This window comes from Sulfitobacter sp. TBRI5, from assembly GCF_051013555.1.
Taxonomy (GTDB): Bacteria; Pseudomonadota; Alphaproteobacteria; order Rhodobacterales; family Rhodobacteraceae; genus JL08.
Genome location: NZ_CP112884.1, coordinates 1,062,747 through 1,078,908 on the forward strand (window position 1 = coordinate 1,062,747; position 16,162 = coordinate 1,078,908).

A 16,162-nucleotide genomic window follows, 5' to 3' on the forward strand; every position below is an offset into this window, starting at 1 on the left:
CGCGATCAAGCCCCGGCCCCTGTGCCGGGGCTTTTGCGTTGAGGCATCAGCACAGCACTGCTTTCACAGGTCGCAAATGCGCGCTACACATACCGCATATGCAGTCTTACATCATCCATATGTCTTCCAGCACCGCGCGGCGCGCGAATGCACAGCGACTGCTGGACACGTTGCCGGATGCGCACCTGATCGAGGCGGTGAACGGACGTGATCCGGCACAGATTGCGCATATCCGAACACATGCAGGCAACCTTTATGCGCCGCACTATCCCTTTGCCCTGCGCCCTGCGGAAATCGGGGTATTTGCCAGCCACCGCGCCTGCTGGCAGCGGCTGGTCGACAGCGGCGCAGATTATGCCGTGATCGCCGAAGATGATTTGCAGGTCGATCCCGACCGCCTGGCTATAGCACTGCAAATGGTGGCGGATCACGCCACGCCCGATATGTACATCCGCCTTCCTGTCAAAGCACGCGAAACCGCACAGTCCACGCTGGCACAGGAAGGGGACATGGCGTTCATCCTGCCGCGGGTGGTCGGATTACAGTGCATCTGCCAGATTGTCGGGCGCGATGTGGCACAGCGATTGCTGGAGTGCACCCGCGAAATCGACCGGCCTGTTGATACGTTTTTGCAAATGCACTGGGTGACGGGACAGAAGGTGCATGCCATCCTGCCCAACGGCAATCAGGAAGTCGCTGCCCAAATCGGCGGGTCCACGATCCAAGTAAAAACCCGCGCCAGCGGAAAACTGGCGCGGGAATTGAAACGGGCCTGGTATCGCGCGCAGGTCGCCCTGCGCCCGCAAAAGATTTAGGTCGGCGCCTTGGTCTTGCGCAGGTAAGGCAGCACGGTTTCAAATTCGCCGAACTTGGCCTTTGCATCCTCATTGCTGACAGATGGCGGAATGATAACATCTTCGCCCGGCACCCAGTTGGCGGGTGTGGCAACGCCTTTGGCTGACATCTGCAATCCGTCAAGCGCGCGCACGACTTCGGCAAAATTCCGGCCAACCGTCATCGGGTAGGTCATGCTGAGTTTCAGTTGCTTGTCCGGGCCGATGATAAACACGGACCGCACTGTCGCGCTGTCGGCTGGGGTGCGCCCGTCGGGCAAATACGCTTCGGCGGGAAGCATATCAAACGCCTTGGACACGGCCAGACCTTCGTCCGCGATGATCGGAAAACCGGCCTTGGCGCCGCCGACCTTTTCAATGTCGGATTTCCATTTCTTGTGGTCTTCGACACCGTCCACGGAAACGCCGATCACTTTGGTGCCGCGTTTTTCCCATTCGTCGGCCAATTGCGCCACGGCACCGAATTCGGTCGTGCAAACCGGAGTGAAATCCTTGGGGTGTGAAAAGAGAATCGCCCAGTTGTCGCCGATCCAGTCGTGAAACTGAATTGTGCCCTGATCCGTTTCTGCGGTGAAATTCGGCACCGTGTCGTTAATACGCAAACCCATGATCTTCTCCTTCATGTTCGGTTTTGAACCATTCCGAGTCGTAATCTAAACCTTTAGAGGGCCAGTTACATCCCCTCTCTTGCCCCTTTCTGTCTGCAATGACAGAGTGCGCCGGAATTCCGGGCCAAAGAGGCCGGATCAAGTTTTCTGCAAGCGGAGTAGCAAGATGATCGAGAAACGAGATTTTTATATCAATGGCGCGTGGGTTGCCCCTGCCAAGGCCAACGACTTTTTTGTCATTGATCCGTCGACAGAAGAAAAATGCGCCGTCATTTCGCTGGGCGACCAGGCGGATACGGATGCTGCCGTGGCGGCGGCACGGGCGGCGTTTGAAGGCTGGTCGCAGACAACGCTGGATGAACGCGTTGCGCTGCTGCGCCGTCTTGGCGAAGTCTACGAAGATCGCCAGTCTGAAATGGCCGAAGCGATCAGCCTTGAGATGGGCGCGCCCATCGATCTAAGCCGGGTGCAACAGGTCGGGTCCGGCACCTGGCACATGGGCGGGTTTCTGAAAGCACTGGAAAACTTCAGCTTTGAAACGGATTTCACCGCAACCGAAAAAACCCTGCGCGAACCGATTGGTGTCTGTGCGCTGATCACGCCGTGGAACTGGCCGATGAACCAGATTGTTCTGAAGGCGATCCCGGCGATGGCAACGGGTTGTACGATGATCCTGAAACCTTCGGAAATTGCGCCTTTGTCGGGTTTGCTGTTTGCCGAATTCGTCGATCAGGCCGGATTCCCCAAAGGCGTGTTCAACCTTGTGAATGGCGACGGTGTAGGCGTTGGCAGCCAGCTTTCGTCGCATCCCGGTGTCGATATGGTCAGCTTTACCGGATCAACCCGCGCCGGCATCGCAATTTCCAAGGCCGCCGCTGATTCATTGAAACGCGTCAGTCTGGAACTGGGCGGCAAAGGCGCCAACATCATTTTTGCCGATGCCGAACCCAACGCCGCCAAAGCAGGCGCAATCCGCTGCTTCCGCAATTCGGGCCAGTCGTGCAACGCACCGACACGGATGTTGGTTGAACGCTCGCGCTATGACGAGGCGGTGGAAATGGCGGCAGATGTTGCCAACACCACCCGCGTTGGCCCGGCATCCGAAGAAGGCAAACATATCGGCCCTGTCGTGTCCGAAGCCCAGTTCAACAAAATTCAGGGCCTGATCGAGGTTGGCATGTCCGAGGCCCGTCTGGTTGCGGGCGGTCTGGGCCGTCCTGACGGATTGAACCGAGGCTATTACGTGAAACCCACGGTGTTTGCGGATGTTACAAATGACATGACCATCGCACAGGAAGAAGTATTCGGCCCTGTGCTGTCGATCATTCCGTTTGACACCGAAGAAGAAGCGATCGCGATTGCCAATGACACGCCTTACGGTCTGACCAACTATATCCAGTCGCAGGACGCTGAAAAACGCCGCCGCGTGGCGCGCCGGTTGCGGTCGGGCATGGTGGAAACCAACGGACAGGGATTTGCCCAAGGGTCGCCCTTTGGCGGTTACAAACAATCGGGCAATGGCCGCGAAGGCGGCGTGTTCGGGATGGAAGAATTCCTTGAGATCAAAGCTGTCTCGGGATGGTCAGACGCATAACCGCGCCTGTTTCCAGATAATGGAACGGTTCAGGGCCGCCCCTAGCAGGGCGGCCTTTTGCGTCTGGCCGCGCGCCCTTAATCGGCCTAAACACAGACGGGAAACTGGCTAAAGGGTCGCCCATCCTATGATCTATTCACGTCTGCACGGCCGCTTGGGCAACCAGATGTTTCAATACGCCGCCGCTCGTGGTCTGGCGGCGCGGCACGGAACGCAGGTTGTGCTGGACACCCGTACCGCCCTGCATCGCGGCGAAGGCGTGCTGACACGTGTATTTGATCTGGATGTTGCAGATCCTGCACCCCTGCCGCCAGCCCGCCACGACGCGCCGTTGCGATATGCCATCTGGCGCATGACGGGTGCCGCGCCTGCGTTCAAACGGGAACGGGGTTTGGGGTATAATTCCGTGATCGAAACCTGGCCCGATAATGTGTACCTGCACGGCTACTGGCAGTCAGAGCAGTACTTTGCGCATATCGCACAGGACATGCGCCGGCAATTTGCCTTCCGCCCGCCGCCGTCACCCCAAAATAAACAAATGGCGGCCCGCATCCGTGACACGCTGTCGGTTTCGCTGCATGTGCGGCGCGGCGATTACCTGACATTCGATGCCCATACGATCTGTGATCAGACCTATTACGGCGCGGCACTTGCGCAGGTTGCCGCACCGTTGGATGGTACGCCGACCGTATTCGTGTTTTCGGATGATCCCGATTGGGCACGGGACAACCTGCCCCTGCCCTACGAAAAGGTGGTGGTTGATTTCAACGGGCCAGACGCCGATTACGAAGACATGCGCTTGATGAGCCTGTGCCAGCACAACATCATCGCCAATTCTTCGTTTTCATGGTGGGCCGCATGGCTGAACGCGAACCCCGAAAAACGCGTGGCGGGGCCGTCGGACTGGTTTGGCGATCCCAAGCTGAACAACCCCGATATTCTGCCGCAAAGCTGGTTTCGTATCTGACCCCTAGAACGGCGCGGCGGATTGGAACGTAACGGGTTCGCCGGTTTCCGGATGTTCGAACCCAAGCGTCGCCGAATGCAGCATCATGCGGTCATAATCTGCGTCCCTGCCCGTTGCGTAAAACGGATCACCCAGAATGGGATGGCCCAGCGCCATCATGTGCAGGCGCAGCTGATGGGTGCGCCCGGTTCTGGGTGTCAGTTCCATTCGGGTTTCGCCCGCATCCCGTGCGATCACCCGCCAGTCGGTCTGGGCCGGTTTGCCGGTGTCGTGGCACACCATGTGGCGCGGGCGGTTCGGCCAATCCACGATCAGGGGCAGATCAACCTGCCCGCTGTCGCCCTGCACCTGTCCCGCTACTCGGGCCACATAAGTCTTGCGGGTTCTTTTCCGTTCGAACTGCTGGCCCAGCGCTTTTTGGGCAGCGCGGGTCAGTGCAAAGACCATGATGCCGGATGTGTCGCGATCCAGACGATGCACCAGAAGCGTATCGGGGAAATCCTGCGCCACCCGCGCAATCAGACAATCGGCAAGATGCGGCCCACGCCCCGGAACCGAAAGCAAGCCCGCCGGTTTGTCGACGATCACAAAAGACGGATCGCGGTGCAGCACCGATAGCGGGCCGGTGGGCGGATCATATTCAGATTGCACGGTCATGGGGGTGATTACCGTGGTGACCGGGCCGCGACAACCACATTGGCGCGGGCAGGCCACCATGACGATTAAACTGCAAAAAATTCGTTGATCTCGCGGGCGACGTCTTGCGGTCTGGTCATTGCGGGCAAGTGGCCGGACCCTTCCATTATGACCAGCTTGGATTGAGGAAGCAGCGATTGCAGATATTCCATATCCTTGACGTCAACCAATGGATCAAGCTCTCCGTGAACCAGAAGCGTGGGCAATGACAGGCGCCCCAGCTCTGCAGGCCAATCCAGGGTTTGCGATGGCTGGGTCATGAACGATGCTTCTGCTGCCTCGGGTGTGGCCCGTGATAACAGATTCACGGCCCATCGGCGAATATGCAGCGCACCAGGTTCCGGCGTACACATCGTCGCAAACCACTCCAGCCGTTCAAGGTGCGTATCACCGGGCCATTGGGATGGCGGAACGCGTGGTTTGATTTCTGCGTCCGACACTTTCACCCCGCCGCTGCCATTCAGCAGCATGAGACCTTCAAACCGGTCCGGATGTCTCAGCGCAGCACGCAATGCCGTTACGGCACCTGCGGAAAAACCGGCAAGTGTGCAGGTTTCGATCTTCAGCGCGTTCATAACCCCGAAAACGTCGTCCACAAGAGCGTCTGCAGTAATGTCTTCGCTTGGAACGGGTGTTTCGCCGCTTCCGCGATGGTCATAAACGACAACCCGCCACTCTTCGCTTAGTATGGAGAGGGTTGCGATCCAGTCTTCGAAGTTTCCGATCCAGCCACTATGCGCAAGAAACGTCTTGGGCCCCTTCCCAAAGCTGAGCGCGAAAACGCGGTTGCCTGCAATATCAAGGAACATGTCCCTTGCCATCCTAAGCCTTGGCGCGCTCCGCGCTTGGGTCATACATTGGCTTCAGCGATACCTCGGCCTTGACCCGGGTACCTGCAACATCGATTTCATAGCTTGAAGCAAGAACATCCGCCGCGCTTTCGCCCTTGCAGGGCACGTATCCCATGCCGATGGCCGCACCCAGGTGGTGGCCGTAGGCACCGGAAGACAGGTAGCCCACAATCTCTCCGTCACGGATCACCGGTTCGTTGTGATAGAGCAGCGGTTCGGGATCGGTCAGCCTGAACTGGACCATGCGGTTGGCCAGACCTTCGTCTTTCTTGCGCAGCACCGCATCACGCCCGATAAAGTCCGGTTTGTCGGTTTTCACGGCAAAACCCAATCCGGCCTCAAGCACATGATCTTCGCTGGTGATGTCATGGCCGAAATGGCGAAAGCCTTTTTCGATCCGAGCGCAATCCATCATGTGCATCCCGCAAAGGGTCAGGCCCATGTCCTGACCGGCGGCGTGAAGCGTTTCAAACGTATGGCCCGCCATGTCAGAGGACACATAGATTTCCCAGCCAAGCTCTCCGACATAGGTGACGCGATGTACCCGCGCCAGACCCAGACCCAGTTCGATCTCTTGTGCGGTGCCGAACGGATTGACGGCGTTGGAAAAATCGTTGGGTGAAACAGCCTGCATCAGCTTGCGCGCATTGGGGCCCATGACGGCCAATACGGCTTCGCCCGCGGTCACATCTGTCAGAACAACGTTGTAATGACCCTTGTGGCGCATCATCCAAGTCTGATCGGCCAGTCGCGTGGCGGCAGGCGTGACCACCAGATAGGCAGTTTCCGACAGGCGGGTGATGGTTACATCCGCTTCGATCCCGCCAGTGACATTCAGGAACTGGGTATAGACGATCTTGCCCACCGGGACGTCATATTGCCCGCCACCCACATGGTTCAGGAATGCAGTTGCATCCGGCCCTTCGACGCGGATTTTGCCAAAAGACGACATATCGTACATGCCGACATTGCTGCGGATCGCAGCGTGTTCGGCGGCAACGTTGTCAAAGAAATTCTGCCGCTTCCAACTGTATTCGTATTCGGGTGTCTGGCCCGGATTGGCGAACCAGTTGGCCCGCTCCCAGCCCGCGATTTCGCCCATGACGGCCCCGTGTTCCAGCAAATGGTGGTGGAACGGGGTACGGCGCACGCCGCGCGCCGTGGCCTTTTGCCGGTAAGGGTAATGATCCGCGTAGAGCAGGCCCAGCGTTTCGGTTGCGCGTTCGACCAGATATTTCTTGTTGCCCTGAAACGGCTGCATCCGCGCGATGTTCACATCGCCCAGATCAAACGGTTTTTCGCCGGTATGCATCCACTGGCTAAGCGCCATACCCGCGCCGCCACCGGACTGGATGCCGATCGAATTGAACCCCGCAGCGACCCAGACATTGTCCATCTCGGGGGCAAGGCCCAGATGATAGGCGTCATCGGGGGTAAAGCTTTCGGGTCCGTTAAAGAACGTGTGGATACCGGCCGTTCCAAGCATCGGCAAACGGTTGACCGCCTGTTCCAGAATGGGTTCGAAATGATCAAAGTCTTCGGGCAACTGATCGAATTCGAAACTGTCGGGGATGCCCCCCATTCCCCACGGTTTGCTGACCGGTTCGAACGCGCCCAGCATCATTTTGCCCGCATCTTCCTTGTAATAGGCACATTCGTCCGGCACCCGCAGCACCGGCATCTGGGTCAGCCCTTCGATCGGTTCGGACACGATGTAAAAATGTTCGCAGGCTTGTAACGGTACGTTGATCCCCAGCATCCGGCCCACATCATGGCCCCACATTCCGGCACAGTTGACCACCATATCGCAAGTCATGTGGCCGGTATTTCCGTCTTCATCTGTCCAGTTCACGCCTGTTACCGTGCGATGATCGCGGGTCACGCCTGTTACCTTGACGCGTTCCTGTATCAGCGCGCCTTGCTGGCGCGCGCCCTTGGCCAGCGCCAGCGCGATATTGGCGGGATCACCCTGCCCGTCCGTTGGCAGCCAGACACCTGCCTTGACCCCGTCCAGATTGATATGTTCATACCGTTTCTTGATCTCCGCGGGCGAGATTTCTTCGACCGGCACCCCAAAGGCACGCGCCATGGCGGCATTGCGGAACAGTTCCTCCTTGCGCGCGTCGGTTAGGGCGACAGAGACCGAACCAACTTGCCGCAAACCGGTTGCAACGCCGGTTTCTTCCTCCAGACGCGCATAAAGATCGGCAGAGTATTTCGCCAGCTTGGTCATGTTCGAGGAAGCGCGCAACTGCCCGATCAGACCGGCGGCGTGCCATGTGGTGCCCGAAGTCAGTTGCTTGCGTTCCAGCAGGACAACATCCTGCCAGCCCAGTTGCGTCAGATGGTAGGCAACAGAACATCCGATGACGCCACCACCAATGATGACCACGCGAGCCGAAGAAGGAAGAGTATTCATATCGAAATCCTATACGATGGAATGACCTGCCGCGCGGAGATCGCGGGCCAGTTGTGCAATGTGATCAGGCCCCACTTCGCAGCAGCCGCCGACAATGGTGGCGCCTTGCGCGATCCAGCCCATGGCAAATTTGGAATAGGCCGCTGGCCCCAGATCTGTGCGCTGTTCAAGTGCATCGACTGTGGGGGCATCCGCCTTGAATGCATCCGAAATCCGGGTGAACCCGTTGGCATATGCGCCGAATGGCAGCCCGAATGCCTTGATGATTTCAAGCGCGGAAGCTACCGCTTCTGGCCGCGTACAATTGATCAGGACAGCGTCAGGCTTGAAACCGTCGATCACCGGACGAATATCTACAAGCGCCTCGCCGGATCGCAGGCGCGTTCCGTCGTCGTCCTCGACACTCAGCGCCAGCCAGACAGGTTTTGTTGTCGCTGCCGTGCCGCGCAATGCGCTAATCGCCTCTTGCACCGAAGACACGGTTTCGATCAGGAATAGATCAACCTTGTCCTCCATAATCCGGACCAGTTCACCGAATTTTTCGGCGGCATCGTCAACATCCGGTTTGAGGTCAGGGCGGTAGGACGCCAGTAGCGGGCCAAGCGCGCCCGCAACACGCCCGCCACCATGGGCATCGCGGGCCGCGCGGGCCTGATCCAGCGCGGTGTTCACCAAGACCGGCATCTGATCGTCCAATCCGACGCGTACCAGACGGGATCGGTGTACGGCATAGGTATTGGCCGTCGCGATCGTGGCACCGACACCAAAGTAATCGCGGTGTACCTCGCCCACCATTTCGGGATGGTCCAGCATCACTTGCGTGGACCACAGCGGCGTGGCCCGGTCCGCGCTGCGCCTGACCAGTTCCTGCCCGATAGACCCGTCCAAAAGGATAATGTCCGTCATTTTCCAGCCTCTGCCGCCAAATCACGGCTGCCCAAAAGCGCCGCTGCTGCGATCATTAATGCGCCGGACAGCCTGTTCAGCCAGACATCCTGAAGCAACCGGATGCGACCGAGTGTTCGTTGAGCCAGCCAGCCCCAAAGAACCAGCATTGCCCCATCCACAACAAGATAAGTCAGCCCCAGAATGACAAGCTGCGGAAGCACAGCCAAAGTCGGATCGATGAATTGCGGGAACAGGGCGCCGAAAAAAACCACAGCATATGGATTGGCTGACGATGTCAGAAACCCCTGCCGGTAAAGGATGCCAAGCCGGGCCGCAGGAGCAGCGTTCGCTGGCCCCGTTTCGGGCTTTGACAACATCAGGGTCAGGCCGATCCAGACCAGATAGGCAACGCCCAGCCACTTCACGATCCAAAGCGCATCAGCCGATGCCGCGATAATGGCTGTCAGACCAAAGGCCGCAGCGCTCATCTGCAAGGTGTTGGCTGAGAGATCACCCGCAACAGTCGCAAGGCTGCGCTTTAGGCCATGCCGCATTGCGTTTGACATGATCAGCAATTGGCTGGTGTCAGGCGGGGTCGCGAAAAAAGCCGCCAGCACACCAAGGTAAAGCAGGTACGTTTCAAGCGTCATGCACGCAGCCTTTCGTTGTCCGCGTCCCACAAGGGCGCGTCTGCCTGTACGGTTGCGCGGCGGCGTTCACCGTAGATTTCAACCTCGAGCGCGGTGTCGGGCACCGCGAGGTCGGTACGCACCATCCCCAAGGCAACCGAGCTGTTTATCCGGTATCCCCATGCGCCGGATGTGGTTTCACCCACCACCTGCCCGTCATGCCAAAGCGTGGACATGTAAGGCGCATCTGCCGCGCCCGCATCGACAAGAAGGGTGACAAACCGTTTTTTGCTGCCCTGCTGCTTTTCATTCTGCAAGGCAGCCTTGCCGCGGAAATCCTGTGGTTTGTCCAGTTTGACAAACCGGTCAAGCCCGCCTTCGAACAGGGTGTAATCGGTCGACAGATCGCCTTTCCATGCGCGATAGCCTTTTTCGATGCGCAAGCTGTTCAGCGCCCACATGCCGAACGGTTTTGCGCCCGCGGCGATCACGGCATCGTAAATCTCGGGCATATCCGCATTGGTGGCATGGATTTCCCAACCCAGTTCACCGGCAAAACTGACCCGTGCAAGCGCCGCACTCTTGCCGGCGACCCTGGCGGGCTGGTGTGACAGCCACCCCAGTGACAAATCAGCCTCGGCAATCTGTTCGAACAAGGCGCGCGCCTTTGGCCCAGTCACGATCAGGGTGGAATATTCCGTCGTGTGATCCGTCAGGCTCAGGCCCGTGGGCAACGCGTTATTCAGCACGTCGAAATCATGCCATTGGGCCGTGGCGGCGGTGATCAGGGTAAACTGATCCTCGCCGTGACGCAGCACGCTCATCTCAGTCAGGATACGGCCGCGATCATCGGCGAAATAGGCAAGGTTCATCCGCCCGATTTTGGGCAAACCGCCGGTGATCATGCCGCGCAACCACTCTGCCGCGCCTTCACCGCTAAGGTTGAAGCGCGAAAATCCCGGCAGGTCGAGCACACCGACATTATCGCGCACCGCTTCGCATTCTTCACGAATGCGCTGTTCCCAGGGGCCGGCGCGTTCCCATGTATGGGTGGCATCAAGCGATGTGTCGTCACCCGGTTGGGCAAACCAGTTGGCGCGCTCCCATCCGTTATAGGCCCCCATCACACCGCCTGCCTTGATCACCTTGTCATGAACAGGCGACAGTTTCTTGTCGCGCCCTGCAGGCCACGCGTGCCAGGGGAAATGCATGGCGTATTCATGGCCATAGGTTTCCATCCCTTTCTGGATGCAATAATCGGCATCGGTGTAATCGGTGTAGCGGCGCGGATCGACCGCCCACATATCCCATTCGGTCGCACCTTCGGTGATCCACTCGGCCAACACCTTGCCCGCACCGCCGGACTGGGCGATGCCAAAGGTGAACACACATGCCTCAAATGCGTTTTTCACGCCGGGCATCGGGCCCAGCAGGGGCAATCCGTCAGGGGCATAGGGGATCGGGCCGTTGATCACCTTGTTGATGCCGGTGCTGCCCAACAGCGGCACCCGAGCCATTGCGTCTTCGATGTACCATTCAAGCCGTTCCAGATCGTCGGGATAAAGCTGAAAGCTGAAATCTTCGGGAAACGGGTCTTCGGGCGTGATCCAGTGTGCCTTGCAGTTACGCTCGTACGGGCCAAGGTTCAGGCCGGTCTTTTCCTGCCGCAGATAATAGGATGAATCCACGTCGCGCAGCAGCGGCAGTTTACCGTGATCCGCGGTAAATTTTGCGATTTCGGGGATTTCGTCGGTCAGCAGGTACTGGTGACTCATCACCATCATCGGCACAGTGCGTCCGCCATAGGGTTTGAACCATTCACCCACTTTTTGCGCATAGTAACCCGCGGCATTGACCACGAATTCGCAACGGATATCGCCCTTGTCGGTGTGAATGATCCATTCATCGCCATCGTGCGACACGCCCGTCGCAGGGCAGAAACGTTCGATCCGCGCACCCAGATCGCGTGCGCCCTTGGCCAGTGCCTGTGTCAGCTGGCTGGGATCGATATCGCCATCGTTGGGATCATAAAGCACACCCTTGAGATCGTGCAGTTCCATGAACGGGTAGATCTCTTGCGCTTCTTTCGGGGACATCATTTCGATGTCCATTCCCTGATAGCGCCCCATACCCTTGGCGCGTTCGAATTCCTGTACGCGTTCCTTGGAATGGGCCAGACGGATCGATCCGGTGACATGGTAATTCATCGGATAGTCAACTTTGTCCGCCAACCCGCGATACAGCTCGGTCGAATAGCGCTGCATGTTCATGATCGCCCAGCTGGTCGAAAATGTCGGCACGTTGCCCGCCGCGTGCCATGTGCTGCCCGCAGTCAGTTCGTTTTTTTCGAGCAGAACGCAATCGGTCCAGCCGGCCAGCGCCAGATGATACAAAGCCGAGGCGCCAACCGCCCCGCCACCAATGATAACCACCCGTGCGGTTGTCGGAAATTCAGCCATTTTCTTGCTCCTCTTGCGGGACATGATCCGTGATGTCGTAATAATCGCCCTTGTCGGCGGTATAGATATGACGTTCCAGCCTAAGACCGGTCGGGGCATCCAGCGCGCCAAGCGCGACGCCTATTTCGTCTTCGTCGTGTGCCTTCCAGAACAGGAAAGATCCGCAGGTCGGGCAAAAGCCGCGTTTGGCAATCGGGCTTGCCTCGTACCAGCGCACATCGCCGGAACAGGTAAAGCCGGACATCGGCACGTTGACCGCGGCCCAGTAATGGCCCGATTGCTTTCGGCACTGGCCGCAATGACAGGCGGCAGGGTCGCGCGCTGTTCCCGTGGCCTCGAACTTGATCGCGCCGCACAGGCAGCTTCCCTTTAACATCAGACTCTTCCTTGCGGTACAGAGGTGCTGCCCAGAAGCACCCCGTAGATGATGAAGCAGGCGGCCATGACGCGGCGCACCCAAAAATTGAAAACAACGCCCAAAGCCGCGCGCCCGATGCCCGCGCCCAACGCAGTGAACCCCGTGTAGCTTAGCGCGGTCAGCGTCAGGGCGGTGGGCACGATCACGACCATCTGGTCCCAGATCGGCACATCGGGCTGAACGAATTGCGAGAACGCGGCAAGGTATCCCGCCACGCTTTTGGGGTTGATGGTGGCGATGGCCAGCGCGCGCAGATAGATCGATCTTGCGGGGCGCTGTTCAATGGTCACGGGCTTTGCCGCATTCATCCAGCCACGCACACCCAGATAGATCAGAACCGCCGCCCCAAGCAGTTTGGCCGCCAGAAACGCAGTCGGCGATGCCGCGATCAGGGCGGTGATACCCAATGCCGAAAGGATCAGAAACAGGGTTGCCTGAGTGAGGATCGCCAAAACACCGACAAGCGCGCGCCTGAAACCGAGTGTCATGCCGTTGTTGATGCAGTTCACCGCGTTCGGCCCCGGCGTGGTGACAAACACAACCCAGAACACGGCAAATACGATCCACGCCTCAAAACTCATCCCCGCCCCGCTTAGTAGACCGGCGGTGCGATCACCCAGATCGCAACGGCAGGTGTGTCATAGGGATTGATCCAGCGAAAGGGTTCGCCGCGAATGCGAAAACTGTCACCGGGATGAATGGTGAACCGCCGCAGGCCGATTTCCAGATCAAGCTTGCCGGAAACCAGATAGCCCACCTCTTGTGTCGGGCGCGAAAAACATTCGACGCGCTGGCTGTTCGGTTCGAAGGTGGAATAGACCATTTCGAAATCATCCGTCAGATCCGGGGACAGCAATTCTTCGACAAGGCCCGCGGCATTCGATCCGATGGGGCGGCGCGTGTCTTTGCGCACCACATACCCGGCCTCGTCGGCGACAGCGGCGCTGTGGCTGAACAGCATCGACAGGGACACATCCAGCGCCTTGGCGATCTGGCGCAGTTCCGTCACCGACACATCCGACAAATCCCTTTCGACCTGACTTAGCCAGCCGACAGAGCGCCCGAGCGTGCCCGCCAGATCGGCCAGCGTGATCCCACGCGCCTTGCGCAGCGCGCGCAGGTCGGCACCGAGGGTTTCAGCTTTGGATGGGTCTTGATGCAGCATCAGACTTTCGTGAAAAAAGTGGCGATAATTTCACGATGCGATGAGTCGGTGAAAAAAACAACTGTTTTTTCATTATGGATACTTGCCAATGCGCTGCAGCCTGTCACAAGCCAGACATGACCGTCATGCCCGCCCTTTCGCCTGCCGCGCTTATCAGCCTTGTTCTGCTGACCTATCTGGTCGGGATCAACGCGGTGACATGGGGGGTGTTCTGGTATGACAAACGCCGATCGCGCGCACGCAATTCGCGGGTATCCGAATTCAACCTTCTGTTTCTGTGCGCTGTTGGCGGCACAATCGGCGCATTTGCCGCGCGCGGCAGGTTTCGCCACAAGACCCGCAAACGCGCCTTGACGCTGAAGATGAAAACGATTGCCGCCTCGCAGGTCCTGGCGCTGGGATACGCCGCGTTCGTGTTCAGCGAGGCGTTTCAGACGTAATGGCGGGGTTGGGTGCGCTGTTGTGCAGAACAAGGAGACCCTGCCGCTATGCATCGCTGGCCGTAAGCGAAATACAAAGCCGGCCGGCAATCTCTGTCGTCAGTCCACAAGTCCCAACTGCCGTGCGATTGTGGCGCTGTCGTAGTAGTCCCGCCCCTCGACGACCATCCCGTCTTTGACCCGCATGACAGAGCAATAGCGAACCTCGGCTTTTCTTCCGGTCGGTGGAAAATCCCCAAGGCTTGATCGCAGAACCCCTGTATGCGTGCCGGTATTGCGGAACTCGACAGTGGCCCATTGCCCATCCTCGCTTACGATGACGTTCTCGACCTTGCAAAGCCCATCCGGGAAAGCCTCGCGCCAGCGGTGGTAATCGGCCTTGTAAGCCTCCTTGCCCACAAGCTTTTCACCGCGGGCGATATCCTCAAAGTCGCAGTCGTCTGCGATAACCTCTGCGCCACGATCAGGGTCGCGCAGATCCCATGACTCGTGAAACTGTCGAACAATCTTTTCGGTCGGATGCATGGCCCTGATCCCATTTTCGAGTGCTTCAGGGTAGGGTACCAGCAGACCCTCGCCCATGCACGAGAAAGTCGGCTTTGGAGTTCGGACCGGTCATTCGTCGCTGTTTGCCCCGATGGTTGAGTTGCGGGACATTTCAGACCTTCGCTGCGCGGCCGAACATGAGACGCTGATCCGTCAATGAAATAGGAAGGTGTCATCTTTTCGGGGCATCGCGATATTGGCCAAAGCGACACCCTGACGCCATTTATGTGGGTGAACTTGGCGGTTGTTTCCACGAAGCATTTTGACCACGCGTAGCTACGATCCAATGATCCAATCTCAACATACCCCAAGCAATAGGTATAGCCGCGATCCCGCCAATGACATAAGCAAGCGGCTGGTCGTAGTAGCTCTCGAAAAACTGCGTATAGGCGTGAATTCCAGCGAAAGTAAGAGAGGCATTGAAAAGGCCTCGCTGGGACTTGTGCGCAGCCCAGAGAATGAGGGCTGTCAATGCTACCGCCCAGAGGACCGAATAAACGTTATAGGACAAATATAATGCTGTTTCTCGGAATGCTGCTCGGGCTGCTTCGAATTCCCGCCAAGCTGCTTGTTGTTGCTCCATCGTCGTGTTGGCCTCCCACCTGAATGTAGGCCCCCAAATGGTTTCGCCGATCCAATCCCCCCACAATGATCCAACCAGTGCACACAGATTGGCGACTAAAAAAGCCATAACAGCTAAAATACGAGCGTGTCTGGCGATCCTTTCGGGCTGCTGCGCTGCCATCCAGAGACAAGCAGCGCTCAGAACTGCCATTTGAAGAATAGAGAGCGTGGTCTCCGGAGAGTAGAAGGCGTAAGCCGCATGAAAATAATTCGTACTGGTATCCAGCGTCTGGGCAAACGGGATAACGGCTAGCGCGGTGACGAGCCGCACGTCGGTCAACAAACCCGCCATGACAAGTGCAGCCGTCGCGTATAAGTAGAAACCGCTAATCGGTGCGCCGGAGATGTCTGCTTGATCCAAGAAAAATGCGATGCCGACCAAATGCATCGCAACACCCATCAAAGTTATCGAACCAATCACGAAGCGCGCGGAAACTCGTTCAGACATAAAAACCCAAGCAGCGCCCCCGGCGATAATGAAACCACCAGCAGACATGGCTGCTCCTGCGAATTGCTCATAGTTGGACATCAGTTCAACGCTTGCCCCGCCGATCAGCATGCCCGCACCGATAAGCATCGAAGCATTGCCGAACATTCGGAACATTTCGCTGACATAGGCGAGGATCAGAACGCCCATTCCTGAGAAGAGCAGTCCGGTTATTGCAACGGATGCAGGTGTCCCAAGCCACGCAATGAAGCCACCGGTTGCAGCGATTATGCCGAAGCACAAAAGGGCGTTGATGGCGAGGTAGACCATAGTTTCTCGCGCCCTGGCCTCAATTGTCTTGGCTTGTTCGCTGGTGATGATCCCATCTTTTACCAGAAGCGTGGTGTCCGCGACCGCTTGCATTCTTTTGATCCTACAGTCGAAATACGGTTTTGAGATGCTATCAAAATTGAGGGTTTGACACCTTGACCTGCGTCAATCTTTGGGCAGTTTCGATTTTCCGATGTGATGTGCAGAAGTCCGTTTGCTGCTGCACCGTTAAAGGACCGCTCAAACC

General features: G+C 58.1%; 16 protein-coding genes. 4 read left to right on the forward strand and 12 right to left on the reverse strand.

Annotated elements, in window-relative coordinates:
* Positions 1-98: 98 nt before the first annotated feature.
* Positions 99-815, forward strand: a complete 717-nt coding sequence (locus tag OLX72_RS05530) for a glycosyltransferase family 25 protein (RefSeq protein ID WP_114868576.1) — start codon at positions 99-101, stop codon at positions 813-815.
* On the opposite strand, the gene OLX72_RS05535 is transcribed toward OLX72_RS05530, so the two are convergent.
* Positions 812-1,462 carry a peroxiredoxin gene (locus OLX72_RS05535; protein ID WP_114872021.1) on the reverse strand — a complete coding sequence of 217 codons (651 nt, stop codon included), beginning with the start codon at positions 1,460-1,462 and terminating at the stop codon, positions 812-814. The two genes, OLX72_RS05530 and OLX72_RS05535, sit on opposite strands and share 4 nt — an antisense overlap.
* Positions 1,463-1,628: 166 nt before the next feature.
* Here OLX72_RS05535 and OLX72_RS05540 point away from each other — a divergent pair, with 166 nt between their 5' ends.
* Positions 1,629-3,056 carry an aldehyde dehydrogenase family protein gene (locus OLX72_RS05540; RefSeq protein WP_114868575.1) on the forward strand — a complete coding sequence of 476 codons (1,428 nt, stop codon included), beginning with the start codon at positions 1,629-1,631 and terminating at the stop codon, positions 3,054-3,056.
* A 127-nt stretch (positions 3,057-3,183) separates the two neighbouring features.
* On the forward strand, positions 3,184-4,023 hold the full coding sequence (locus OLX72_RS05545; protein WP_114868574.1) for an alpha-1,2-fucosyltransferase: 840 nt from the start codon (positions 3,184-3,186) through the stop codon (positions 4,021-4,023).
* 3 nt (positions 4,024-4,026) lie between these two features.
* Here the strand turns inward: OLX72_RS05545 and OLX72_RS05550 are convergent, their stop codons facing one another.
* The 9 genes from OLX72_RS05550 to OLX72_RS05590 are packed head-to-tail and all read right to left on the reverse strand — an operon-like array spanning position 4,027 to position 13,548.
* Positions 4,027-4,740 carry an RluA family pseudouridine synthase gene (locus OLX72_RS05550; protein WP_433989985.1) on the reverse strand — a complete coding sequence of 238 codons (714 nt, stop codon included), beginning with the start codon at positions 4,738-4,740 and terminating at the stop codon, positions 4,027-4,029.
* A gap of 5 nt (positions 4,741-4,745) precedes the next feature.
* Complete coding sequence (locus tag OLX72_RS05555) at positions 4,746-5,528, reverse strand: alpha/beta fold hydrolase (RefSeq protein WP_433989986.1); 783 nt, start codon at positions 5,526-5,528, stop codon at positions 4,746-4,748.
* A gap of 13 nt (positions 5,529-5,541) precedes the next feature.
* Entirely contained in the window at positions 5,542-7,989 is a 2,448-nt protein-coding gene (locus OLX72_RS05560; protein WP_433989987.1) for a GcvT family protein, read from the reverse strand.
* Between the two features lie 9 nt (positions 7,990-7,998).
* The gene (locus OLX72_RS05565; RefSeq protein WP_433989988.1) at positions 7,999-8,895 is read right to left on the reverse strand and encodes a homocysteine S-methyltransferase family protein; all 897 of its coding nucleotides are present in this window, start codon (positions 8,893-8,895) and stop codon (positions 7,999-8,001) included.
* Entirely contained in the window at positions 8,892-9,527 is a 636-nt protein-coding gene (locus OLX72_RS05570; protein WP_433989989.1) for a LysE family translocator, read from the reverse strand. The genes OLX72_RS05565 and OLX72_RS05570 overlap by 4 nt, the downstream gene beginning before the upstream one ends.
* Positions 9,524-11,965, reverse strand: coding sequence for a GcvT family protein (locus OLX72_RS05575; RefSeq protein ID WP_433989990.1), 2,442 nt, complete (start codon positions 11,963-11,965; stop codon positions 9,524-9,526). Before OLX72_RS05575 ends, OLX72_RS05570 begins: the two co-directional genes overlap by 4 nt.
* A complete protein-coding gene (locus OLX72_RS05580; protein ID WP_205389021.1) occupies positions 11,958-12,341 on the reverse strand; it encodes a GFA family protein in 384 nt (127 codons plus the stop codon). Before OLX72_RS05580 ends, OLX72_RS05575 begins: the two co-directional genes overlap by 8 nt.
* Positions 12,341-12,964 carry a LysE family translocator gene (locus OLX72_RS05585; protein ID WP_433989991.1) on the reverse strand — a complete coding sequence of 208 codons (624 nt, stop codon included), beginning with the start codon at positions 12,962-12,964 and terminating at the stop codon, positions 12,341-12,343. Before OLX72_RS05585 ends, OLX72_RS05580 begins: the two co-directional genes overlap by 1 nt.
* 11 nt (positions 12,965-12,975) lie before the next feature.
* A complete protein-coding gene (locus OLX72_RS05590) occupies positions 12,976-13,548 on the reverse strand; it encodes a helix-turn-helix domain-containing protein (RefSeq protein WP_114868567.1) in 573 nt (190 codons plus the stop codon).
* A gap of 116 nt (positions 13,549-13,664) precedes the next feature.
* Here OLX72_RS05590 and OLX72_RS05595 point away from each other — a divergent pair, with 116 nt between their 5' ends.
* Complete coding sequence (locus tag OLX72_RS05595) at positions 13,665-13,988, forward strand: DUF1294 domain-containing protein (RefSeq protein WP_205389019.1); 324 nt, start codon at positions 13,665-13,667, stop codon at positions 13,986-13,988.
* 99 nt (positions 13,989-14,087) lie between these two features.
* Here the strand turns inward: OLX72_RS05595 and OLX72_RS05600 are convergent, their stop codons facing one another.
* Both OLX72_RS05600 and OLX72_RS05605 read right to left on the reverse strand, forming a co-directional pair.
* Positions 14,088-14,513 (reverse strand): ester cyclase, encoded by a 426-nt coding sequence (locus OLX72_RS05600; protein WP_433989992.1) that lies wholly within the window; start codon positions 14,511-14,513, stop codon positions 14,088-14,090.
* Between the two features lie 244 nt (positions 14,514-14,757).
* Positions 14,758-16,008 (reverse strand): hypothetical protein, encoded by a 1,251-nt coding sequence (locus OLX72_RS05605; protein WP_114868565.1) that lies wholly within the window; start codon positions 16,006-16,008, stop codon positions 14,758-14,760.
* Positions 16,009-16,162: the final 154 nt, after the last annotated feature.

Bases quoted from the DNA above. Each gene is read 5' to 3' on its own strand.
- OLX72_RS05550 (WP_433989985.1), bottom strand. From the start codon at position 4,740: ATGGTGGCCTGCCCGCGCCAATGTGGTTGTCGCGGCCCGGTCACCACG.
- OLX72_RS05595 (WP_205389019.1), top strand. From the start codon at position 13,665: ATGACCGTCATGCCCGCCCTTTCGCCTGCCGCGCTTATCAGCCTTGTT.
- OLX72_RS05530 (WP_114868576.1), top strand. From the start codon at position 99: ATGCAGTCTTACATCATCCATATGTCTTCCAGCACCGCGCGGCGCGCG.
- OLX72_RS05585 (WP_433989991.1), bottom strand. From the start codon at position 12,964: ATGAGTTTTGAGGCGTGGATCGTATTTGCCGTGTTCTGGGTTGTGTTT.
- OLX72_RS05580 (WP_205389021.1), bottom strand. From the start codon at position 12,341: ATGTTAAAGGGAAGCTGCCTGTGCGGCGCGATCAAGTTCGAGGCCACG.
- OLX72_RS05575 (WP_433989990.1), bottom strand. From the start codon at position 11,965: ATGGCTGAATTTCCGACAACCGCACGGGTGGTTATCATTGGTGGCGGG.
- OLX72_RS05540 (WP_114868575.1), top strand. From the start codon at position 1,629: ATGATCGAGAAACGAGATTTTTATATCAATGGCGCGTGGGTTGCCCCT.
- OLX72_RS05590 (WP_114868567.1), bottom strand. From the start codon at position 13,548: ATGCTGCATCAAGACCCATCCAAAGCTGAAACCCTCGGTGCCGACCTG.
- OLX72_RS05600 (WP_433989992.1), bottom strand. From the start codon at position 14,513: ATGCATCCGACCGAAAAGATTGTTCGACAGTTTCACGAGTCATGGGAT.
- OLX72_RS05545 (WP_114868574.1), top strand. From the start codon at position 3,184: ATGATCTATTCACGTCTGCACGGCCGCTTGGGCAACCAGATGTTTCAA.
- OLX72_RS05535 (WP_114872021.1), bottom strand. From the start codon at position 1,462: ATGGGTTTGCGTATTAACGACACGGTGCCGAATTTCACCGCAGAAACG.
- OLX72_RS05570 (WP_433989989.1), bottom strand. From the start codon at position 9,527: ATGACGCTTGAAACGTACCTGCTTTACCTTGGTGTGCTGGCGGCTTTT.
- OLX72_RS05555 (WP_433989986.1), bottom strand. From the start codon at position 5,528: ATGTTCCTTGATATTGCAGGCAACCGCGTTTTCGCGCTCAGCTTTGGG.
- OLX72_RS05605 (WP_114868565.1), bottom strand. From the start codon at position 16,008: ATGCAAGCGGTCGCGGACACCACGCTTCTGGTAAAAGATGGGATCATC.
- OLX72_RS05565 (WP_433989988.1), bottom strand. From the start codon at position 8,895: ATGACGGACATTATCCTTTTGGACGGGTCTATCGGGCAGGAACTGGTC.
- OLX72_RS05560 (WP_433989987.1), bottom strand. From the start codon at position 7,989: ATGAATACTCTTCCTTCTTCGGCTCGCGTGGTCATCATTGGTGGTGGC.